The 21,862-nt window shown below is 33.2% G+C and carries 18 protein-coding genes; 2 read left to right on the top strand and 16 right to left on the bottom strand.

Annotation, left to right across the window (positions count from 1 at the left end; translation table 11 throughout):
- Nucleotides 1-37: 37 nt before the first annotated feature.
- Together Q0881_RS03310 and Q0881_RS03305 are read right to left on the bottom strand one after the other, a co-directional pair.
- A complete protein-coding gene (locus tag Q0881_RS03310) occupies nt 38-772 on the bottom strand; it encodes a LytTR family DNA-binding domain-containing protein (RefSeq protein WP_299156948.1) in 735 nt (244 codons plus the stop codon).
- 7 nt (nt 773-779) lie between these two features.
- Entirely contained in the window at nt 780-1,811 is a 1,032-nt protein-coding gene (locus tag Q0881_RS03305) for a histidine kinase (RefSeq protein ID WP_299156946.1), read from the bottom strand.
- 226 nt (nt 1,812-2,037) lie between these two features.
- Between Q0881_RS03305 and Q0881_RS03300 the strand changes: the two genes are divergently transcribed.
- Nucleotides 2,038-3,849, top strand: coding sequence for a serine hydrolase domain-containing protein (locus Q0881_RS03300; RefSeq protein ID WP_299156944.1), 1,812 nt, complete (start codon nt 2,038-2,040; stop codon nt 3,847-3,849).
- 198 nt (nt 3,850-4,047) lie between these two features.
- Nucleotides 4,048-4,839 (top strand): hypothetical protein, encoded by a 792-nt coding sequence (locus Q0881_RS03295; RefSeq protein ID WP_299156942.1) that lies wholly within the window; start codon nt 4,048-4,050, stop codon nt 4,837-4,839.
- Between the two features lie 149 nt (nt 4,840-4,988).
- Here Q0881_RS03295 and Q0881_RS03290 read toward each other — a convergent pair whose 3' ends face one another.
- The 14 genes from Q0881_RS03290 to Q0881_RS03225 form a co-directional block, all read right to left on the bottom strand.
- The gene (locus Q0881_RS03290; RefSeq protein WP_299156940.1) at nt 4,989-5,255 is read right to left on the bottom strand and encodes a heavy-metal-associated domain-containing protein; all 267 of its coding nucleotides are present in this window, start codon (nt 5,253-5,255) and stop codon (nt 4,989-4,991) included.
- 1 nt (nt 5,256) lies between these two features.
- Complete coding sequence (locus Q0881_RS03285) at nt 5,257-5,634, bottom strand: rhodanese-like domain-containing protein (protein ID WP_299156938.1); 378 nt, start codon at nt 5,632-5,634, stop codon at nt 5,257-5,259.
- Nucleotides 5,635-5,640: 6 nt separating this feature from the next.
- Nucleotides 5,641-7,050: a rhodanese-like domain-containing protein gene (locus Q0881_RS03280; protein WP_299156936.1), complete on the bottom strand. Its 1,410-nt coding sequence runs from the start codon at nt 7,048-7,050 to the stop codon at nt 5,641-5,643.
- Between the two features lie 9 nt (nt 7,051-7,059).
- Nucleotides 7,060-8,790 (bottom strand): solute carrier family 26 protein, encoded by a 1,731-nt coding sequence (locus Q0881_RS03275; protein ID WP_299156934.1) that lies wholly within the window; start codon nt 8,788-8,790, stop codon nt 7,060-7,062.
- A gap of 1 nt (nt 8,791) precedes the next feature.
- Nucleotides 8,792-9,814, bottom strand: a complete 1,023-nt coding sequence (gene ruvB / locus Q0881_RS03270) for a Holliday junction branch migration DNA helicase RuvB (protein WP_299156932.1) — start codon at nt 9,812-9,814, stop codon at nt 8,792-8,794.
- A gap of 719 nt (nt 9,815-10,533) precedes the next feature.
- Nucleotides 10,534-11,034: a hypothetical protein gene (locus tag Q0881_RS03265; RefSeq protein WP_299156931.1), complete on the bottom strand. Its 501-nt coding sequence runs from the start codon at nt 11,032-11,034 to the stop codon at nt 10,534-10,536.
- Entirely contained in the window at nt 11,024-11,566 is a 543-nt protein-coding gene (locus Q0881_RS03260) for a hypothetical protein (RefSeq protein ID WP_299156928.1), read from the bottom strand. The genes Q0881_RS03265 and Q0881_RS03260 overlap by 11 nt, the downstream gene beginning before the upstream one ends.
- Nucleotides 11,567-11,742: 176 nt before the next feature.
- Nucleotides 11,743-13,512, bottom strand: a complete 1,770-nt coding sequence (locus Q0881_RS03255; protein WP_299156927.1) for a cbb3-type cytochrome c oxidase subunit I — start codon at nt 13,510-13,512, stop codon at nt 11,743-11,745.
- Between the two features lie 34 nt (nt 13,513-13,546).
- The gene (locus Q0881_RS03250; protein WP_299156925.1) at nt 13,547-14,557 is read right to left on the bottom strand and encodes a cytochrome c oxidase subunit II; all 1,011 of its coding nucleotides are present in this window, start codon (nt 14,555-14,557) and stop codon (nt 13,547-13,549) included.
- A 34-nt stretch (nt 14,558-14,591) separates the two neighbouring features.
- Nucleotides 14,592-16,187: a quinol:cytochrome C oxidoreductase gene (locus Q0881_RS03245; RefSeq protein ID WP_299156924.1), complete on the bottom strand. Its 1,596-nt coding sequence runs from the start codon at nt 16,185-16,187 to the stop codon at nt 14,592-14,594.
- Between the two features lie 22 nt (nt 16,188-16,209).
- Nucleotides 16,210-16,755 (bottom strand): cytochrome c, encoded by a 546-nt coding sequence (locus Q0881_RS03240; RefSeq protein ID WP_299156922.1) that lies wholly within the window; start codon nt 16,753-16,755, stop codon nt 16,210-16,212.
- Between the two features lie 9 nt (nt 16,756-16,764).
- Nucleotides 16,765-17,292, bottom strand: a complete 528-nt coding sequence (locus Q0881_RS03235; RefSeq protein WP_299156920.1) for a DUF3341 domain-containing protein — start codon at nt 17,290-17,292, stop codon at nt 16,765-16,767.
- The gene (gene nrfD / locus Q0881_RS03230) at nt 17,282-18,682 is read right to left on the bottom strand and encodes an NrfD/PsrC family molybdoenzyme membrane anchor subunit (RefSeq protein WP_299156918.1); all 1,401 of its coding nucleotides are present in this window, start codon (nt 18,680-18,682) and stop codon (nt 17,282-17,284) included. The genes Q0881_RS03235 and nrfD overlap by 11 nt, the downstream gene beginning before the upstream one ends.
- Nucleotides 18,683-18,709: 27 nt before the next feature.
- Entirely contained in the window at nt 18,710-21,850 is a 3,141-nt protein-coding gene (locus tag Q0881_RS03225; protein ID WP_299156916.1) for a TAT-variant-translocated molybdopterin oxidoreductase, read from the bottom strand.
- Nucleotides 21,851-21,862 lie beyond the last annotated feature (12 nt).

Genomic DNA, 21,862 nt, shown 5'->3' with positions numbered 1-21,862 from the left:
ACTAGCCCAAGTCTACAACTTGGGCTTTTTTTATTCTTTAAGATTTACTGTTTTTTTTAGCAATATCTGATATAATACTTAAAACACCTTCTCTATAATTACTACTTATTGGAATTTCTTTTTTATTAACTAGAACACAGTTTTTTTTGACTGTTTCTATATGTTTTAATGCTACTATATATGATCGGTGAGTTCGTATAAAGAACTGAGAAGGTAGTAATTCTTTTACTTCAGATATTTTATAGCGCGCAAGAATAGAGCGCTTCGTTGTATGAAATGTCACATAATTACCATCACTTTCTATGTATTTGATATTTTGAATAGGAACTTGATGAAATTCTGAACCGCTTTTTATAAAAACAGTTTGTTCAGAGAACTCTTGAGAAGTTTCTAGACTTGTCTTTATCCCTACTTTTTTTTGGCTCAATACTTCTTTCGCCTTGAGTACTCCTTGTAGTAATCTATCAAATTCTATAGGTTTTAAAAGGTAATCTACTGCTTTAAGTTCGTAGCTCTCTAAAGCGTATTCTGAATAGGCTGTTGTAAAAATAATAAGTGGCGGTTTTTCTAAAAACTTAGGAAAACTAATTCCTGATAACTTAGGCATATTGATATCTAAGAAAAGAAGATCTACAGTATGTTTTTGAAGATATTCAAGAGCATCTAAAGGATCTCTAAATGTTGCTTTTAATTCCATGAAAGGAATCTTATTTAGATGGAACTTAAGAACATCAATGGCATCTGGCTCATCGTCAATTATTATATAATTCATAAATAGGCTAATCAATTTGCAATGTAAGTAAAGATATAAAATATCCTTTTTCTACTTTAGTTTCTATTCTATGTGCATTAGGATATAGAATGGCTAATCGTTTTTTCAAATTGTCAAGACCAAATCCAGAGGCATTGTCTTTCAACCCAAATGCCGTTTGATGCATTGTATTGGTTACTTTATAAGACACACTGTTTTTAGTGACCTCCAAAGATATATTGATAACTGATTTAGTTTTTGTATCTATTCCATGTTTAATAGCGTTTTCAACAAAAGGAATCAATAACATCGGGCTAATTTGTACGTTTTCAATAGCCCCTTTAACTGTAAAATTAATAAACACATCGTCGTCTTCAGCAATGCGCAATTGATATACTTGAATAAATTTCTTAAGATGATAAATTTCTTTTTCCAATGCTACTTTATCTTCATTCGTTTCATACACCATATATCGCATTAACTCTGCTAATTTTGCAATACCATCTGCCAATTCGGGCACATCGTTTTTTAGCGCCTTGGCATAAAAACTATTGAGTACGTTAAACAAAAAATGAGGATTTATTTGAGACTTTAGAAATGCCATTTCTGTAGTTAGTTTCTCTTCATATAAAACTCGCTTTAGCCTTTCACTCTGAATCCAAGATTTAATTAAAGCATATGATAACCCTAGTAAGAGTATAAAAAAACTATTCATGGCATTATATCTTACATAACTCATATAAGATTCACTTTCGCTAGAGAAAAAACCTACTAACCAATAATAGTCAATAAAACTCTCAAACAAATTAATGAGAACAAAAGCACTTATTAAAGTAATGATTAAAAGGGTAATTTTTTTTAAACGTAAAAATCTAGGAACGATAAAAAAAGCGGTAGAATAAAAAATAATCTGATTCATAAGAAACCCAAATAGTACGGCAAGCCAAAATGGGCCTTTGCCATTTCTGAAATCAGATATCGTATTTACATTATTCAAAATCAAAAAGTACGCAACTCCCCAAATCAAAATATGTATTGTTACTTCTAAATATTTTTTCATTCTAAGTACTTTAAATATCAAAAATAGGCTATTAATTCCCTTTATAACTGCTCTAGGGATAAACCAATCACTTTAAGTGACCATTTTAGTCATTCACGTGAAGTTTGTTTTATTTCACATTTTTAGAAGCTTCTGTCACAGTAAGAACCTCAACAATCACATTCATTTTATGCTACAATTTTATCGCACTACTCTTGTCTCATATTAATAATGAAACTTTAAAATAATGAAGAAATCAATAGTCGTCATAATTGGATTAATCTTTGGGTTTAACTCATTTGGTCAATCAAACTCTATAAAAGAGTTGAAAAAAAACATCAACCAAGTATTCGAAAGTTATGTGCATTACAATCGTTTTACAGGTAATGTATTAATAAGTCAGAATAATAAAATTATTTATAAAAAAAGCTTTGGATATGCGAATATAGAAAACCACAAGAAAAACACTAAAAATTCCATATTCAACATTGCTTCTGTTACCAAACCACTGACTGCTGTGGGTATTATGAAATTAGTTGATGCTGGTAAGCTATCATTAGAAACCTCTATAAATACCTTTTTTCCAAACTTCATACCTGACTTTTCTAAGGACATTACCATACGTCATTTACTAAATCATAGTTCTGGTATGCAAGCCAATATAGGAAGAATAGATGACGAAGGGAATGGTTTAATGCCAGGGAAAAACACAATAGCGCTAAATGATCTATTAAAAATATTTAAAGATTCTAAACTAAAATTTAAACCTGGAAAAGGTTATGAATATAATAATTTCGGATACTCGCTTCTTGCTTATATTATTGAAAAGGTGAGCGGACAGACTTATGCAGAGTATATGAAACAGGCTGTTTTTACCCCTGCTAATATGAAAAACACGACTGCAGACAACTTTAAATTCATTCGTAAAAGAGCTTTTCCACACACAGGCTTAGGTATGAATGAATTTAAAAAATTTAGCTACCCTCTTCTTTTTTCTTGGGTTATTGGAGCTGGTAATATTCAATCTACTACTGGTGATTTATATAAATTTATGGAAGCCTTAGAAAACGGAAAATTGTTGAAACCAGCATCTGTAGAAAAGCTTTACAGCTATACACAATCTAGAGGCGTAAACAACTCGAAGTATGGATTGGGTTGGAGAATTGAAAGTAAAAGAAATGAAAAATGGATTAACCATACCGGGTTACTTCCAGGGTTTACTTCTTTAATTGGTTCCTTACCAAAAAGAAATATTAAAATCATAATCTTATCCAACGCAACAACTACCAATTTAAATACAGAAAGCACCTTTGCAGGAAAAAGTCAGTTTGTAGATGGGAAAATAATAGATAACGTAATTGCTGTGTTGCAAGGAGAAAAACCAAAACTACTTCCTTTGCCCGTTACAACATATCGTAAAAAGAATGCAGACTACAGCAGAACATATGCCTTAGATGCTATCCATTCATTGCAACTAACGAAGCAAGGAAATGAATATTCACTTAAATCAATAGGAAAAGAGTCATGGTCTGTTTTTACCTATCAATTTTCAAAAAATGCTAAAGAAAACAATAAAGCTAGTGAAACCGCTTTGTTTTTTGCAAACGCCATGAGTTCTCAAAACTTTAAAGGTCTTTCCGAATATGCTAATAATGATATGAAAGGTTTCTTTGGTTCAAAGGAAGGAATGCAGCAGTTAAAAAATATTTGGGCCAATTTTAACAAAAAGGGTGGGAAATTTAAATCTTATAATATTTATAAAGTTGCAGGAGAATCTGATAAAACGGTACACATTAGATTCCATTTTAAGAAAAATGATATCGGACTGGTCTTAGGAATTAACTCCGTGAATCAAATTCAAGGAATGTTTAAAGATAATGCTGTTAAAACATGTCCTATTCAAAAAGTAAAATTAATAGCTATAAATGAACATGAATTTTTTATCAATGGGCATCAACATAATGGTATGCAAGATTTAAAAATAAAAATAGCGAATGAAGAGTTAATCTTAATCGATGGTAATACCTCTTTTAAAGCAACCCTTTTACCTTCTTTATAAGCATAAAACAGCAGTAAAGAGCTAAATTACTAATTTGGTTCTTTTCTGTTATCTTTGTTTCTAAGCTAATATTAGCACATATAAACTTATTGTTTTTCATATACATAAACGTTGGAAAGCATTAATTTTAAAACGTATATACGCAGTAACAACTATGGGTATATACAATGGTTAGTAACAATAAAACAAAAGGTAATCATGAGAATTGCATCAATAACTTTTATCGGGATTTTACTTATTCTATGTTCTTGTAAAAATGAACTAAAAAAAGGAGAGGCAAACAAAATTACGAATGCTAAAGAAGTTAGTTTTTACACTCCAGATAGCATTAAAATTTTTGGAGATTTGTATGAATTAGACAAAAAAGGAAAAACAATATTACTCTTTCACCAAGGCGGATCTAATGCTAGAGGAGAATATGCTCCTATTATTCCTAATTTAATTAAGAAAGGGTATAACATTTTAGCGATTGACCAAAGAGTTGGAGGGCAATATTATGGAAGTTATAATCGCACGCTGGCTAATATTCCTACTAATATTTTTGGTGATGGTTATGGCTATTGTAATGCATATAATAATCTTGAAAGTGCGTTAAATTTTATAATAGACTCTGGGTTTTCGGGAGATAAAATTATTTGGGGAAGTAGCTATAGTGCTTCTCTTGCCATACAACTAGCCAACAATAGACAAAATGATATTAAGGGAGTATTAGCTTTTTCACCTGCATCTGGTAGATCTATGAAAGATTGTCTTCCTAATAAATATTTTGAAACATTAAAAAGACCATTGATATTATTAAGACCTCCTAATGAGATGGAGAGTGAAAATTCAAAATTACAATTTGATTTAGCAAAGAAATATAACCACCAAACCTATGTACCTAAAAATGGTGTGCATGGTTCATCTATGCTTGTTGAAGAAAGGGTTGGAAGTAATGTTGATGATACCTGGAAAGTTGTTTTATCATTTCTCAATAAAATTGAAGAATAATACATCTAGACTAAATAACAACCTATGTACACACAATCCAAAGATTGTGGGAGTTGTCTCTGACTTTGAAATAAAAAATCTTGTAGAATTAACAGTTTCTCAAAACACAAAAAAATCCCAAGCGACAAACTTGGGATTTTTTATTCTTATTATTTCTGTACTCTACCTACTGCGCAGCTTACAAAAGATTTTGCTTTGTGCAATACCGTATTGTCTGCTCCTACTTCTGGGTAGCCTAATTTTGATAACTTTTCTTTTACCAAGCTAAGTGTTGCTTCATTGCTTACCAAAGTAACTAAGGATTTTTCTACGTTTACAACTACATTATCTACGCCTTTTATGTTACTTAATCCGTTTACAATAGTATTAGCACAACCGCCACATTTTAAGTTTTCTATATAAATCTCTTGTTTCATTTTACTTGTTTTTTTCTTGCCATTCTAAGTAACCTCCTAAAATATTATACGGTTGAAAACCTTCTTTTAATAATATCTCCGAGGCTATTTTACTTCTTCCACCCGATCGACAATAAAGATATACAGGCTTTGTTTTGTCTAACTTTTTTAAGGCTTCTGCTTTAAAACCATCTGAGGTTACATTTATTTCAGTTGCATTCTTAATAGTACCTTTTGCCCACTCTGGCGGTGTACGTACATCTACTAACTGAATATTTGCATCGTTTTTTAAAACTACTTGTAAATCTTCTACCGAAATTTCTTTAATTCCCTGGTGCTTCGATGTACACGATACTGCAACTGCTAGTATACAGATTATTATTACAACGTATTTTTTCATTTTAAATTACTTTAATGTTGACGGACATACTGTTGCCGTTCTCAAAATAGTTGTTTCCTTTATATCTTTATAGCCCCCTGCAACATCAATTACATTATGGTAGCCTCTTGCTTTTAAAATAGACGCTGCTATTACCGAACGATACCCTCCTGCACAGTGAATATAAAAATCTTCTTTAGTAGGAAACTCCGCAATATGATCGTTTAAAAAGTCTAAAGGTGTACTTGGTACATCTACAATATGTTCATTGTCATATTCTCCTGGCTTACGTGCATCAAATACCTTTGCATCGTTATTAATTGCGTCTTCTAAAGCTGTTGCCGATACCGAACGTAAGGTATCTACTTCTTTACCTGCTGCTGCCCAAGCGTCAAAACTTCCATCTAAATAACCTACTACATTATCAAACCCTACACGAGATAAACGTGTAATGGTAGTTTCTTCATCTCCTTTTGGTGTTACCAATAAAATTGGTTGGGTAACATCTTTTATTAAAGCTCCTACCCATGGGGCAAAAGTTCCTCCTAATCCAATAAAGATTGCTTGAGGTATAAATCCTTTTATAAATTCAAACTGATGACGTACATCTAAAATAATAGCTTCCGTATCGTTTGCTGTTTTCTCAAAATCTTCAACAGACAAGGCCTTTGCACCACTTTTTATTACCTCATCTATAGATTGGTACCCTTCCTTATTCATTTTTACATTTAAAGGAAAATATGCTGGCGGTGGTAATAAACCTTCAGTAACCTCTTTAATAAACTCATCACGTGTCATATCTGCACGTAAGGCATAATTGGTTTTCTTTTGCTCACCAATAGATCCTACGGTTTCTTTGCTTAGGTTCTTACCACAAGCTGATCCTGCTCCATGCCCTGGATATACAATTACATCGTCTCCTAAGGTCATTACTTTGGTACGTAAACTATCAAATAACAATCCTGCTAACTCTTCTTGTGTTAAACTGGCTGCTTTTTGTGCTAAATCTGGACGCCCTACATCTCCTAAGAATAAGGTATCTCCACTAAAAATAGCATGCTCTTTTCCTTTTTCATCTACCAACAAATACGTAGTGCTTTCCATCGTATGCCCTGGCGTATGCAATGCTTTTATGGTTACATCTCCTATGGTAAACTCTTCGTTATCCTCCGCAATATGAGCATTAAACTTAGGGCTTGCCGTTGGACCAAATACAATATTGGCTCCTGTTTTCTCTGCCAATGTTAGGTGACCGCTCACAAAATCGGCATGAAAATGGGTTTCAAAAATGTACTTAATTGTTGCTTTGTCTTTTTCAGCTCTTTTTATATAGGGTTGCACCTCTCTTAGAGGATCTATTATAGCAGCTTCTCCATTGCTTTCAATGTAATATGCTCCTTGTGCTAAACAACCTGTATAAATTTGCTCTATCTTCATAATATTAAATTAATCATACGCTTGATGTATATACTGTGCGTATTTCTTTTGATTTTGATTATCTCCTGTTTTGAAAAAATTAACAGCTCCATTTGCTCTCATAAAGAAGTGATTTAAACTTATTACTTCTAAGACTCCTCCTCTAAAAAAAGCATCTCTAACAGGGCCTTTTACGCCTGCTAAATAAAACTCTATATTTCTTTTATTATAATACTTAATTCGTTCTTTAAGCATTTCTATTCCTGTACTATCTACTCTATTAATGCTCTCAGCATCTAATACTATTAATTTTAAAGTTTCTCCTTTTTCCTCTACCATCTCCTCTAGCTTGTCTCTAAAATAATTTGAGTTTGCATAAAACAATTGGGCATCGAAACGGAATACCAATACTTCATTATCTATTACTACTTCTCCAAACCTGTTTTTATTTCGGTAAAAATCAGAATTTGGTACTTTTCCTAACTCGATTACATAGGGTCTTGATGTTCTAAAAATTAAAACAATTAACGATAGCCCTACTCCAATTAAAATACCATACTCTATCCCAAAAAACAAGGTTGAAAAAAACGTTGCTACCAATAACCAGAAGTCTAAATTATTGGCTTTCCATAATCTTTTTGCTTCTTTTATATTAATTAAGTTAAATACTGCTACAATAATAATTGCCGCTAATATTGTTTTTGGTAAATGATAAAATACCGGTGTTAAAAACAATAAGGTTAGTACAACTACAATTGCTGAAACTATGGCTGAAACTCCCGTAGTTCCTCCTGCTTCTTCGTTAATTGCCGAACGTGAAAAACTTGAGGTTGATGGATAGGATTGAAATAAAGATCCTACAATATTACTCAAGCCTAAGGCTACTAATTCTTGATTGGGTCTAACTCTATATTCGTCTTGTTTTGCCTCCAAGGTTTTTCCTATAGATATAATTTCTAAATAACCTACCATTACTAAGGTTGCTGCTATTGGAAATAATTCTCTTATTAAAGCAATGTCTATTACAGGCATCTTAAACGCTGGTAGTCCTGATGGAATTTCTTTTACGATGGCTACCTCTGCAAAATAGTTTCCAAAAAATCGAATAGCTACGATTCCTAATACCACTACCACTAAAGCATTGGGTATTTTCTTGTTTATTTTTCTAAACACCATTATTATAATACAAGCAATAACTCCAATGATGGCGGTAGGCGTATTAAAATATAGAAATCTATTAAAAATATCTTCTAGTAATATATGTACTTGATCACTTTGTAAAAACTCTACACCTAATAAATTTCGAAACTGATTTAAACCTATGATAAATGCAACTGCTGAGGTAAACCCTATAATTACGGGTCTTGATAAAAAGTTAACGATAAAGCCTAGACGGAAAATCCCCATTAAGAACTGAATACCTCCTACCATTAATGCCAATAAAATAGCAATGGCTATATAACTTTCTGAACCTATTAAGGCTAAGGTAGAAACTCCTGTTGCTACAATAAGTGAATCCATGGCTACGGGTCCAATCGCTACTTGACGCGACGATCCAAAGATGGCATACATTAACTGTGGCACCAATGCTGCATACAAACCATAAATTGGTGGTAAGCCCGCAATTAGCGCATAGGCTATTCCTTGCGGAATAAGCACTATAGCCACAGTTAACCCCGCTACGACATCTCCTCTTAATTGAGATTTCTTATAGTTGGGCAACCATTCTAATATTGGTATGAGTTTCTTTATTAATTTCATCTTAAAACAACTCTCCTTGACTCGTTCCTTTTACTCTTCCTAAATGTTTATATGCTAAATCTGTTACTTCTCTTCCTCGTGGTGTTCGCATGATAAATCCTTGCTGAATTAAAAATGGCTCGTACACCTCTTCTATAGTTTCTGCATTTTCTGCAACTGCTGTTGCTAAGGTTGTAATACCTACGGGACCTCCTTTAAACTTATCGATAATCGTAGTTAAGATCTTATTATCCATCTCATCTAAACCATGTGCATCTACATTTAAAGCTTTTAAAGCATAAATCGCTATTTCAATAGTAATGGTTCCATCACCTTTTATTTGCGCAAAATCTCGTACTCTTCGCAACAACGCATTGGCAATACGGGGTGTTCCTCTACTTCTACCTGCTATTTCTATAGCTGCTTCCATTGAAATAGGCATTTTTAATATCTGTGCACTACGCTGTATAATCGTAGTTAATAATTCTGTTTTATAATAATGTAATCGACTGCTAATCCCAAAACGTGCTCTCATTGGTGCTGTAAGCAATCCTGAACGCGTTGTAGCTCCTATTAAGGTAAAAGGTTCTAAGTGTATTTGAACCGTTCGAGCATTGGGTCCAGACTCAATCATAATGTCTATCTTATAATCTTCCATTGCAGAGTATAAATACTCTTCTACAATGGGACTCAATCGATGGATTTCATCGATAAATAAAACATCACGTTCGTCTAAGTTTGTAAGCAATCCTGCCAAATCTCCTGGCTTGTCTAATACGGGCCCTGAAGTTACCTTGATTCCAACGCCAAGTTCATTGGCTAAAATATGTGCTAAGGTTGTTTTTCCTAAACCTGGAGGTCCATGAAACAAGGTATGATCTAACGCTTCATCTCTTTGATTAGCCGCTTCAACAAATATTTTTAAATTCTCAATCGCTTGATCTTGACCTGTAAAATCGTCAAATGACAATGGACGTAGTTTCTTTTCTACGTCTATTTCTTCATTTGAAAAGTTACTATTCTCAGGGTTTAGATTTTCATTCATACTCGCACAAATATACTTGAAATATTATGGTTGATTTGTAATAAAAGTTACGTTGCTTTTCTTATGGTTGCTAAGATACATATTAGTACTTAATGTTATAGCGCAAAAAAGCCTTCCAATATGGAAGTATTGCACCGCATTCTATAGATAAAACAAAAACTGCTATTCTCGAAAATTTGTAACCCGTGATAAAGTTTAAAATAGTATTCCTGCCATCATGTTGTAAAATCATTAATCTTCATTAAGTGTTAATTTAACGTAGTTAGCACGGAAAACATTTTCGTTTCATCACAAAAAAAGCCATAACGTTTTACCGTTATGGCTTTATATTTTAATACTATTATTGCTTACTCATATACGCCACTAGTTGTAAACTAGCGGGAGCGAGGGGTTTTACCGTTATGACTTTATATCTTAATATTCTTACTGCTTACTCGTATACGCCGCTAGTTTGTAACTAGTGGCCAACAACATTAATCTTATTTAATTAAACTTTCCTATAAAATCTATAGCTTCTATAATATATAAAACTACTACTCATAAGCTTTTATATTATTTATCTAAAATAAGAAAACTATACTAAGCTATACCGCAATTTTATAACAAAAAGCCATAACGTTTTACCGTTATGACTTTACATCTTAATACTATTATTACTTACTCATATACGCCACTAGTTGTAAACTAGCGGGAGCAGGGCATTAGCCTATTTTAGGACATCATCCTCTTCCTTCCTGTCCATCGGAATCTATATCTTCAACAAAAACATCTTTTGTTATATTTATCTCTTTTGTTTTAATGTCTATTTTATCTTTTTCTTTTTTAATATAAATTTTATCTACCAAAAAACAATTCAAAATACCTTTTCCACTTTTTTCAAATTTAATCTTAAAACCTATAACCCCCTTTTTATTTCCTTCAACAAAAACTTGATGCTTATGTTTTTTTAACTCTTCTATATTGGAAACATTTGCATCTTTTGTTATATATAGAAAAATAAATCTTTCTTTTATATTTTCTCTTTTTATAGAATCCAAATTTAGATTGTATTTTAATTTACCTTTTACAATCTCTCCCTTTCTTATAACACTAGGAAATTCTATAAAAGCAATTTTATTACTTTCTTTTTTTACCTCTTCTTTTTTATATTCATTAGAACAAGACACTATTAAAAATATAGAGAAATAAATACTTATCTTTTTTATAATTTTATAATCCATTTGCTTTTTTTATTGAATCTAACACCTCTCTATCTCTCTTAATAAGATTTTGAGCACTATTTGAGTTAACAGTTGTATCTTTTTCTACAATATTTTGTATTTTGGATTGGTTGGAAAGAGCCTGATTATTGAACTTAACTTTATGAATCTTAACAGTTGTCATATTACTTTCATTTGTACTAGATTCCCCAGCTGTATTAGAAGCATCCATAGTACCGTTACTCATAAATAAACTCATTCCTTTTCCTATGGCTTCTAATTTATCTTTTTTTCCACTATAATCTCCATGTCCTTTATTAAATTTTGATGCAAAATTTTCGTCTTTTTTACCAGCCCCTTTATTAGGTCCATTGCCTTTTCCTTTTCCTGTAGATTTAGGGCCAAGTTTAGCATAAGAGGCTAATTGTGTTAAAAGTTCTTGAGGAACATAAAGGTCTTCATATGGGTTTTCAGAAACTGTATTACTATCTGTTTTTGGTCCTTTACCCACAATTACAACCCCCGCTCCCGCTAGTTTGTAACTAGTGGCCAACAGTATTAATCTTATTTAGTTAAACTACCTTATAAAATCTATAGCCTCTATAATATATAAAATTACTACTCATAACCTTTTATATTATTTATCTAAAATAAGAAAACTACACTATATTTTTATAGCAAAAAAGCCTTCCGATATGGAAGGCTTTTTTTATAATTTTATTTTATATCTTAAGATGGTTCTTCTCCATCTAATAACGGTGTAGTTTGTAAAACGAAATCTTTTCCGTGTACGTATTCACCATTTTCATCTGTTTTACTATAATCATAAGCCCATCTGTGAACTTCAGGAATTGCTCCTGGCCAGTTTCCGTGAATATGTTCTACTGGTGTAGTCCATTCTAAAGTATTAGATTTCCAAGGGTTCTGAGTTGCTTTTTGACCTCTATAAATTGAGATAAAGAAGTTTGCTAAGAATATTAACTGTGCCAATCCTCCAATAATAGCCATTACAGTCATAAATACATTAATTTCTACTAAATCATCAAACATTGGAAAGTTTGAGTTTGTATAATAACGACGTGGTAAACCTGCTAATCCAACAAAGTGCATTGGAAAAAACACTCCATAAGCTGTAATAATTGTTAACCAGAAGTGCCAGTATCCTAATGCTTTATTCATCATTCTACCATACATCTTAGGGAACCAATGGTATACCCCTGCGAACATTCCTAATAATGCAGATACTCCCATTACTAAGTGGAAGTGAGCTACCACAAAGTACGTATCATGTACATTAATATCTAATGCTGAATCTCCTAAAACTAATCCTGTTAAACCTCCAGTTACGAATGTAGAAACTAATCCTATAGAAAATAACATGGCTGGGTTTAACTGTAAATTACCTTTCCATAGCGTAGTTACATAGTTAAATGCTTTTACTGCCGATGGGATTGCAATTAATACTGTTGTAAATGTAAATACCGAACCTAAGAATGGATTCATTCCTGAGATAAACATGTGGTGACCCCATACAATTGTAGATAAAAAGGCAATTGCCATAATTGATCCAATCATTGCGCGGTACCCAAAAATTGGCTTACGTGCGTTTGTAGAGATAACTTCTGATGTTAATCCTAATGCTGGTAATAATATAATATATACCTCTGGGTGACCTAAGAACCAAAATAAGTGTTCAAATAATACTGGTGATCCTCCTTGGTAGTGTAATACTTCTCCTGAGATAAAAATATCAGATAAATAGAACGATGTTCCAAAGCTTCTATCGAAAATTAATAATAAAGCTGCTGATAATAATACTGGGAATGAAATAACACCAATAATTGCTGTAATAAAGAATGCCCACATTGTTAATGGCAATCTTGTCATTTTCATTCCTTTTGTACGTAAGTTTAAAATGGTAACGATATAGTTTAACGATCCAATTAATGAAGAAGCAATAAATATTGCCATAGACACTAACCATAACGTCATACCTGTACCTGAACCTGGAATTGCTTGTGGTAATGCAGATAATGGAGGGTAAATTGTCCATCCTGCAGATGCTGGTCCAGCTTCAACAAACAATGAGATGATCATAATTACTGATGATAAGAAAAATAACCAGTAAGAAACCATGTTTAAGAAACCAGAAGCCATATCACGTGCTCCAATTTGCAATGGAATTAATAAGTTAGAAAAGGTACCACTTAAACCTGCTGTAAGTACAAAGAATACCATTATTGTACCGTGTATTGTTACCAACGCTAAGTACATATCTGGGTTCATGATTCCATCTGTTTGATGGTTCCCTAAAAATGCTTCAATAATTGAAAATGAAGTATCTGGCCATGCAATTTGTAAACGAAATAACATTGACATGAAACCTCCAATAACTCCCATAAATATACCCGTAACAAGGAATTGTTTCGAGATCATTTTATGATCTTGACTGAAGATGTATTTAGTTACAAATGTTTCTTTGTGATGATGATCTGACATAATCTATCTTTTATATACTTTTTTTAAAAATATCTTATTTAATAACTTGAGCTAATGTTTTTTGTTCTGATAACCACTTGTTGTATTCAGCTTCTTCAACAACTGTGATTTTCATTTGCATATTGTAGTGAGAAGCACCACAAATTTTATTACATAACAATAAGTAATTAAACTCATAAAGTTCTTCCTCGCCTTTTGCTCTTCTAATCTTGTTAATTCCTTCAGTCTTTGCAATAACCTCAGAGTTTTCACGCATTTCTGCTGTAGTATACTTAGGTGTAAAAGCAAATTGAGTAACCATACCAGGAACACAGTTCATTTGCGCTCTAAAGTGAGGCATGTATGCAGAGTGCAATACATCTTGTGAACGGAATTTGAATAATATTTTCTTCCCTTTTGGTAAAACTAACTCAGTAACTTTTTTATCATCTTGAGCACTTGGATCAGACATGTCAACTCCCATAGAGTTAATTCCTTTAATGAAATTTACATTTCCTAATCCTAATTGATTATCTTCTCCTGCGTAACGAGCTTGCCAATCAAATTGTCTTGAATACACTTCAATTTCAATTGGGTTCTCATCATCACCAACATACATAATGTTGTTCCAAGCCCATAATCCATATCCAATTAATAATACAATTGTTACCGCTGGAATAGACGTCCATAATAATTCTAATTTATGGCTATCTGCATAAAACAATGCTTTTTGGTCTTTATTTCCTCTATACTTATATGCAAAGAAGAAAATTAAGAACTGCATTCCAAATTGAACTATTCCAATTAACCAAAATGTAATATTAAATAAGTTATCATCATGTTCTCCTTCTATAGAAGCAGATTCTGGTAACATAATAACATTCATTGCTATTAAGCAGTAAATCATCATTGCATATAGGAAAGCTAAGAATCCTAAAGCTAATTTACCTTGTGTTTCGTTGTCTTTATCTGTAGCAATTACAGAACGGAAATTCATGATACGAGTAATTTGCCAAAAACTAACTCCTATTGCAACTGCTATGAAAATATAAAATAAAGCGAGCATATTATCTAAACTATTTGTTTATTAATTCTATTTATTAATGATGATTACTATCTTCTCCTCTGTGTTCGATATTATAGTAATGGTATGTTTCACTCTCGTGTAAGAATGGGTTTCCTGTTGCTAATGGTTTTGCTTTTGCAAATGCACTAAATGTTGCATAGATAAACAAACCTAAAAAGAATAAGATTCCACTAATTTCTCCAATTCCAAATCCGTATTGAGCTCCAACAGTACCAGGCATAATCATTACAAATAAATCTAAGTAGTGACCTGCTAATATTACCACTCCTCCAATTGTTACAAACCAAGGTACACTCTTAAAGTCACTATTGATTAATAATAATACTGGGAAAATGAAGTTCATTACTACCATTGCTAAGAATGGTATTTTGTATTCGTTAAAACGCAATAAGTAATAAGTAGTTTCCTCTGGCATATCTGCATACCAAATTAACATAAATTGAGCAAACCATAAATAGGTCCAGAATACTGAGAATCCAAACATGTATTTTGCTAAATCGTGAATATGACTATCGTTTACAAATGGTAAGTGACCTTTAGATCGTAAGTAAATTGTTACAAAAGCAATTACTGTTAAAGCCGATACTAAGAAAGTAGCTAATACATACCAACCGAATAACGTAGAGAACCAGTGTGGGTCAATAGTCATTATCCAATCCCAAGACATCATAGATTCTGTAATCATAAATAAGAATAAGAAAATTACAGAGATATTATAGTTTCTCTTGTGTAATTTTAAATCTCCATTCTCTTGTTGGATAGATCCTTTTCTAATAATAAAACGGTATGCATTCCACACAGTTAAATAAAAGATACTTCTAATTAACCAACCTGGTGTATTTAAAAACCATTTCTTACCATCAATAATAGGATCGTAGTTAGGACTTGTAGGATCTACAACTCCTTCTCCCATCCAAGGAAATAAATGATTCATATGCATTGCTGTAGCTATTAAAAACACTAACATAATTAAACTTACATAATGTAAGTTAGCTGTTATTGCTTCCATAACTCTAAATAACACAACAGACCACCCTGCTTGTGCTACTCTTTGAATTGCATAGAATGCTAATATTAATAAAGTTACTCCTAAAAAGAATAATAATGCTACAAAGAAAGCAGCCCATGGTCTGTTTTTCATTTGATGAAAAGCATGCTCTGCATGTGCATCACCATGATCTTCTGCATGTGCATTAGTAGCATGTGCATCTTTTGATACAGCTACTTCTGTATGTGCTTCTTTTACTTCTTCTTTGTGAGTATCTTCTGCATGAACAGTTGTACTATCTGTTGCATGTGCTTCTTCTTTTACTTCTTCAGCATGCGTTGCAGTACTATCAGCAGCATGAGCTACAGTTTCTACTTCTTCTGAAAGCTTTTCAACTTCAGCATGAGATTCAGCTTTAGCTTCTTCAGCATGTGCTTTTTCTTCTCCATGAGAATCAGCAGCATCGTGTTCACCTCCATGGTGAGCATCTTGTTTTGCTAAAATTTCTTTTGCTTCTTCTAATGTTTTAGGTGCCGACATAAAACTAGCGGCAGTACCTAACGCTCCTAAAATCATAAGAGCAATAGCAAGCATTTTTAATTTTCCTGAAAACTGGTACATATCTTAACTATCTATTATAGACTTATTTTAATTCGCTTCTTAATTTTTCTACGTACTGTACAATTTGCCAACGCTCTTTGTACTGTAACTGTGATGCATGAGATCCCATTAAGTTTTTACCATACATAATTACATGGTAAATATTTCCTGGAGTTAATTCTCTATCCTTGTAATTTGGAATACCATTGAATTTGTCTCTTTGCGATAAAACTCCATTTCCATCTCCTTTGGTTCCATGACAAGAAGCACAGTAAATCCCGTATAACTCTTTACCTTTTTCTAAATTTACCTCAGAAGTTGGTAATGGGTTTTTTAATTCAGCTTTTGCCTTTTCATATCCTTCATTTGTATCAGGAATATCATAAGCTACAATACCATTTCTACTTACAGTACCAGCAACTGGTTTTCTATCAACCATTTTTCCGTTTAAACCATCAGCACCGTTTGCTTCATAAGGAATAGCAACGTACATATCTGGCATGTATTGTACTTGTGGTTTACGTTTGTTATTACAAGAAGCTAAGCTTGCAACTACAACTAAAGCGATAATTATTTTTAAGCTCTTCATATCTCTTAATTAATGCTTTTCTACTACGTTAATTTCTACAGCTCCTGTTGTTTCTAACAAAGCTTTTAACTCTTCTTCGTTACCATGAACTGGAATTTCCATTAAGAAATGGTCATCTGTAGTTCTTGGATCTGGATTTTCAGCTTTTTTAAATGGCCATATTTTACTTCTCATATAAAAAGTAATTACCATTAAGTGGGCTGCAAAGAACACTGTTAATTCGAATAAAATTGGAACGAAAGCTGGCATATTTGATGCCCAAGAAAAGTTTGGCTTACCACCAATATCTTGTGGCCAGTCAGCAATCATGGTATACCATGTTAACCATATAGCAACGCTTAAACCAGTAATTCCGTAAAAGAAAGCTGTTATTGCTAAACGTGTTGGTGCTAATCCCATTGCTTTGTCTAATCCATGAACTGGAAATGGACAAAATATCTCTTCAATATGATGGTGATCTGCTTTTACCTTCTTAACGGCATCCATTAAGATATCATCATCATTATATAATGCGTGAATTACTTTATTAGTGCTCATTGTTCTCCTCTCTTGATTTTTTAAAATTCTCTCCTGATGATTTTAAGATTGTCTTAATCTCTGCTGTAGGAATTACAGGGAAAGTTCTTGCATATAATAAGAATAATACAAAGAAGAATCCAATAGTTCCAATAAAGATACCCACATCAACAAACGTTGGCTCAAAACGCCACCAAGTTGATGGTAATTGCCCTTTACTTAATACAATTGCGATAATATCGAAACGCTCAAACCACATTCCTATATTAATAATGATTGAAATTATGAAAGACCAAATAAAACTTCTTCTAATTTTCTTAATCCATAATAACTGTGGAGTAAAAATGTTACAGATTAATAATGACCAAAATGCCCATCCGTAAGCTCCTGCTTCTGCTCCAAAAGATAAATATGTATAGTTTTCATAAGGTGAACCTGTATACCATGCAATAAAGAACTCTGTTGCATATGCTACAGCTACAATACCTCCTGTTAAGATAATTACAATGTTCATATACTCTACGTGTAAACGTGTAATATATGCTTCCATATTAGTAACCTTACGCATAATACCTAATAAGGTTTGTACCATTGCGAATCCAGAGAAGATTGCTCCTGCTACGAAATATGGAGGAAATATTGTTGAGTGCCATCCTGGATTAATAGATGTTGCGAAGTCCATCGATACAATTGTATGTACTGAAAGTACTAATGGAGTTGCTAAACCTGCTAATACTAATGATACTTCTTCAAAACGTTGCCAGTCTTTAGCTCTACCAGACCATCCGAAAGATAATAATGCATAAATCTTCTTTTGGAAAGGCTTTACTGCTCTATCACGAATCGTTGCAAAATCAGGTAATAAACCAGTCCACCAGAATACTAATGATACTGATAAATACGTAGAAATTGCGAATACATCCCATAATAAAGGTGAGTTAAAGTTTACCCATAACGAACCAAATTGGTTAGGAATTGGTAATACCCAGTATCCATTCCATGGACGCCCCATGTGAATAATTGGGAATAAACCTGCTTGGAATACCGCAAAAATCGTCATTGCTTCTGCAGAACGGTTAATTGCCATTCTCCATTTTTGACGGAACAATAACAATACCGCTGAGATTAATGTACCGGCGTGACCGATACCTACCCACCATACAAAGTTGGTAATATCCCATGCCCAACCGATGTTTTTACTTAAACCCCAAACACCAATACCGGTACCTACGGTGTAAAAGATACATCCAAATCCCCATAACATTGCTGCTAAAGAAATATAGAATGCTACATACCAATGTTTGTTTGCTTTACCTTCTATAGGTCTAGCAATATCCTCAGTAATATCATGGTAACTTTTGTTACCAAGTATTAAAGGTTCTCTATAAGATGATTCGTAATGAGACGACATAAATCTATATACTTATTAATTTTATTATTAAGCTTCGTTTGTATTTCTTACTTTAACTTGGTACACAACGTTTGGTTTAGTACCTATATAATCTAATACGTGGAATGCTCTGTTATCTTCTTTTAATGCTGCAACTGTATCTTCAGAGTTATTAATATCTCCAAACACCATTGCTCCTGTAGAACAAGCTTGAGAACATGCTGTTTCAAACTCATCTTTATTTACAGCTCTACCTTCTTTTTTAGCTTTTAAGATGGTAGCTTGTGTCATTTGAATACACATAGAACATTTTTCCATAACTCCTCTTGAACGAACAACTACGTCTGGGTTTAATACCATTTTACCGTACTCGTTATTCATGTTAAAGTCGAACTCTTCGTTTTCTGAGTAGTTAAACCAGTTAAAACGACGAACTCTATATGGACAGTTGTTTGCACAATATCTTGTTCCTACACAACGGTTATATGCCATTTGGTTTTGACCTTGACGACCGTGTGATGTTGCTGCTACCGGACATACTGTTTCACATGGTGCGTGATTACAGTGTTGACACATCATTGGTTGGAAAGCAACTTCTGGATTTTCTGCTGAATTTTCTAAAGCATCAAATAAATCTCCTCTACTTAATCCTAATACTTTTTCAGTATATCTTCTTTCAACCTCTTGATTTGCTAAATTTGGATTTTGAGCTTTAAACTCTTCCATCGTCATTGAAGCCTCATGTTGCTTATCTTCTACTCTTGAAGAATAATAACGGTCAATACGTAACCAGTGCATATCTCTACCAACACGTACTTCATCTTTACCTACAACAGGTACGTTGTTTTCAGCGTGACATGCTACTACACATGCTCCACATCCTGTACATGATGTTAAATCAATAGATAAATTAAAGTGGTGCCCTATGGTTCTATCATGCTCATCCCATAAGTCGATTGTACTTCCTTCAACTTCTTGGTGATCATAAGTAACCATATATGGTTTATTCCATGTATGCTTAGGATCTAAATTTTTATTAGTAACCTCTTTTAAAGTAGCTTCTTTTAAAATATCATGACGCCCTGCAAGTGTACTTTGTACCTGTGTACAAGCAAACTTATGCCATCCTGATGTTTTCTTAATTGAAACGTTGTATTGGATATTGCTACCATCTTTATAGAATGGGTATGCATTAATACCAACTTGCATTTCTGGTTTTAACCCTTGAGTTCTACCATAACCTAATGCGATACCTACAGATCCTTTTGCTTGACCTGGCTGAATCATTACTGGAATATTATCAATAGTTACTCCATTAACAGTTACGCTAGCGTAATTACCATCAATTGCTCCGTTATCTTTAACTGGATTTTCAAAACCTAACTCTTTAGCATCAGCCATAGATACGGTTAAGTAGTTATCCCATGCAGCTCGTGTAATAGGATCTGGAAACTCTTGTAACCAAGGGTTATTTGCTTGTTTACCGTCTCCTAATGCAGTAGATGAAAACAAGTTTAATTCGAATCCTGAAGCGTTACTAGCTGTTCTTATTAACTGTACAGCTGCAGCATTAATATCTACAGTAGTTTCAGTTGTAGCTTCATCAGAAACAACAGTTCCGTTAAAGAATCCATCGTGTAATGCTTGATTCCAAGATGCTCCTCCTAAAACCGTAGTACTCCAAAATTCTTTTAAAGTATCATAATAATTTACAGAACTACCTGACCATTTTAATAACACATCTTGTAACTGACGTGTATTAAATAATGGAGAAATAGTTGGCTGCATTAAACTATACTTCCCTTCTGTAGCCATTACATCTCCCCAACTCTCTAAGTTATGAGGTGCTGGTAATGCATATTCTGTTGCGCTAGCTGTTGCATCCTTTTGAGTTGATATTGCAACAGACAATTTTAAGGTTTTAATTCCTTCAGCTAAATCAGCTGCATTTGCTAAAGTATATAAAGGATTGGTATTATAAGTAATCAAACCTTTTACCGTTCCTGCTTTAATATCTGCTACTAATTTCGCTACTTCTGTATCGTTCCCTTGGCGTGTTAAATTCACTGCTTTAGTATCGATAACTTCACTATTTAATGCTTTGTTAATCGCTAAAGCAATTAACTGCGCATTTTTATCATTTAATCCAGTAACTACAACACCTTTAGATCCTGCTTTCTTTAAATCAGCAGCTAGCTTCTTTACTTCAGCATCAATCTTCGTTGCTTTTGATGGAAGAGAACTTCCTGTTACTTCATTGTATAAATTAACTAAAGCATATACTTGTTCAGAAGGTTTTACAACCATTCTTTTATCAGCATTTGCTCCCGCTAACGACATGTTACTTTCTATTTGAACATGGTAAGACATTTTACCAGTTGCAGCTTTACGTCCTTCGGCATATGATTTTTCATAACCACCTTGCCAATCTCCTATAAAATCAGCTCCAACAGAAGCAATTACTTCCGCTTTACTAAAATCATAATTAGGTAAAGCTCTTTTACCGTACATTGCTTCAAATGCATCTGCAGCAGCACTTTCAGAAATTGCATCGTAAACTACGTGCTTTACATTTGGATAAGCAGTTGTAAAATCGGCTATTACTTTTTCAGTAGAAGGACTCGCTAGAGTACCCGTTAATAATACTACTGGTTCATTTGCTGATTTTAATTCGTTTAATTTAGCTATAATTTTCGAATCTGCATCTTCCCATGTTAAAAAAGACTCTCTATTTTGAGGCTCTTTTAAACGTAAACTATCATCATATAATGATAACACAGATGCTTGCGTACGTGCATTTGTTTCTCCTCCTGCTTGCTTATTAGGCATTACAAGAATTGGACGTCCCTCGCGCGTTTTTACTAATACGTTTGCAAAATCAAATCCATCTGCAATTGTAGTTGCGTACCAATCAGCAACACCTACAACGATATCATTTGGTTGCACTACATAAGGAATTGATTTTCTTACTGGACCTTCACAAGCTGCTAAAGAAGCTGCTGCTGTGGTAAATCCAACATATTTCAAGAAATCTCTACGCGAAGTTGATGATGTTTCTAACGTTTCTTTGTCACCTAAAAACTCATCTGTAGGAATATCTTGTACAAACTCATTATTACGTAGCGTTTCAACAACAGAACTATCTTTCAGTTCTTCAACACTTTGCCAGTATTTTTTGTTTGAAGCCATTTATATACGTGT

It is taken from the genome of uncultured Tenacibaculum sp., assembly GCF_947494125.1.
Lineage (GTDB): Bacteria > Bacteroidota > Bacteroidia > Flavobacteriales > Flavobacteriaceae > Polaribacter.
The sequence above is the reverse complement of the archived record's forward strand: the minus strand, read 5'-3'. Positions and strand labels throughout refer to the sequence as shown.

Excerpts from the sequence above, each read along its gene's own strand:
- Q0881_RS03310 (WP_299156948.1), bottom strand. The coding sequence starts at position 772 with ATGAATTATATAATAATTGACGATGAGCCAGATGCCATTGATGTTCTT.
- Q0881_RS03305 (WP_299156946.1), bottom strand. The coding sequence starts at position 1,811 with ATGAAAAAATATTTAGAAGTAACAATACATATTTTGATTTGGGGAGTT.
- Q0881_RS03300 (WP_299156944.1), top strand. The coding sequence starts at position 2,038 with ATGAAGAAATCAATAGTCGTCATAATTGGATTAATCTTTGGGTTTAAC.
- Q0881_RS03295 (WP_299156942.1), top strand. The coding sequence starts at position 4,048 with ATGAGAATTGCATCAATAACTTTTATCGGGATTTTACTTATTCTATGT.
- Q0881_RS03290 (WP_299156940.1), bottom strand. The coding sequence starts at position 5,255 with ATGAAACAAGAGATTTATATAGAAAACTTAAAATGTGGCGGTTGTGCT.
- Q0881_RS03285 (WP_299156938.1), bottom strand. The coding sequence starts at position 5,634 with ATGAAAAAATACGTTGTAATAATAATCTGTATACTAGCAGTTGCAGTA.
- Q0881_RS03280 (WP_299156936.1), bottom strand. The coding sequence starts at position 7,050 with ATGAAGATAGAGCAAATTTATACAGGTTGTTTAGCACAAGGAGCATAT.
- Q0881_RS03275 (WP_299156934.1), bottom strand. The coding sequence starts at position 8,790 with ATGAAATTAATAAAGAAACTCATACCAATATTAGAATGGTTGCCCAAC.
- ruvB (WP_299156932.1), bottom strand. The coding sequence starts at position 9,814 with ATGAATGAAAATCTAAACCCTGAGAATAGTAACTTTTCAAATGAAGAA.
- Q0881_RS03265 (WP_299156931.1), bottom strand. The coding sequence starts at position 11,034 with ATGGATTATAAAATTATAAAAAAGATAAGTATTTATTTCTCTATATTT.
- Q0881_RS03255 (WP_299156927.1), bottom strand. The coding sequence starts at position 13,512 with ATGTCAGATCATCATCACAAAGAAACATTTGTAACTAAATACATCTTC.
- Q0881_RS03250 (WP_299156925.1), bottom strand. The coding sequence starts at position 14,557 with ATGCTCGCTTTATTTTATATTTTCATAGCAGTTGCAATAGGAGTTAGT.
- Q0881_RS03245 (WP_299156924.1), bottom strand. The coding sequence starts at position 16,187 with ATGTACCAGTTTTCAGGAAAATTAAAAATGCTTGCTATTGCTCTTATG.
- Q0881_RS03240 (WP_299156922.1), bottom strand. The coding sequence starts at position 16,755 with ATGAAGAGCTTAAAAATAATTATCGCTTTAGTTGTAGTTGCAAGCTTA.
- Q0881_RS03235 (WP_299156920.1), bottom strand. The coding sequence starts at position 17,292 with ATGAGCACTAATAAAGTAATTCACGCATTATATAATGATGATGATATC.
- nrfD (WP_299156918.1), bottom strand. The coding sequence starts at position 18,682 with ATGTCGTCTCATTACGAATCATCTTATAGAGAACCTTTAATACTTGGT.
- Q0881_RS03225 (WP_299156916.1), bottom strand. The coding sequence starts at position 21,850 with ATGGCTTCAAACAAAAAATACTGGCAAAGTGTTGAAGAACTGAAAGAT.